Genomic DNA, 597 nt, shown 5'->3' on the forward strand with positions numbered 1-597 from the left:
AGCTGGAATCGCTAGTAATCGCGAATCAGAATGTCGCGGTGAATACGTTCCCGGGTCTTGTACACACCGCCCGTCACACCATGGGAGTCAACAACGCCCGAAGTCAGTGACCCAACCTTATAGGAGGGAGCTGCCGAAGGCGGGGTGGATAACTGGGGTGAAGTCGTAACAAGGTAGCCGTATCGGAAGGTGCGGCTGGATCACCTCCTTTCTAGGGAAGAAGAAGTAAGGGTTTTATATACTGTTTAGTCTTTGATAAAAGGTCAGAGACGACAAAGTTTCTGGTGCTGATGCGCTTAGGGGAGACACCCGTACCCATCCCGAACACGACGGTTAAGACCTAAGCGGCCGATGGTACTATGCTGGAGACGGCATGGGAGAGCAGGTGGGTGCCAGATTACTTTGGGGATATAGCTCAGTTGGGAGAGCACCTGCCTTGCAAGCAGGGGGTCAGGGGTTCGAATCCCCTTATCTCCACTGACTGATAAAACATCAGTCACAAACGTACCTTGAAAACCGCATATCGAGTAAATCGAGAGATAGATAGAAATATCTAAATCAAGACATCCGAGAAACATCAAGCAATAAATAAGTTTG

Annotated in this window: 1 tRNA gene and 2 rRNA genes; all 3 read left to right on the forward strand. The window is 49.6% G+C overall.

Annotated elements, in window-relative coordinates:
- A 16S ribosomal RNA gene (locus tag B5E84_RS20240) occupies positions 1-211 on the forward strand; the annotation flags it as partial.
- Between the two features lie 69 nt (positions 212-280).
- Positions 281-398 (forward strand): 5S ribosomal RNA (rrf, locus tag B5E84_RS20245).
- 6 nt (positions 399-404) lie between these two features.
- Positions 405-477 (forward strand) — tRNA-Ala (locus B5E84_RS20250).
- Positions 478-597: the final 120 nt, after the last annotated feature.

The organism is Lachnoclostridium sp. An14, assembly GCF_002160755.1.
In the GTDB taxonomy this organism is placed as follows: domain Bacteria; phylum Bacillota; class Clostridia; order Lachnospirales; family Lachnospiraceae; genus Lachnoclostridium_A.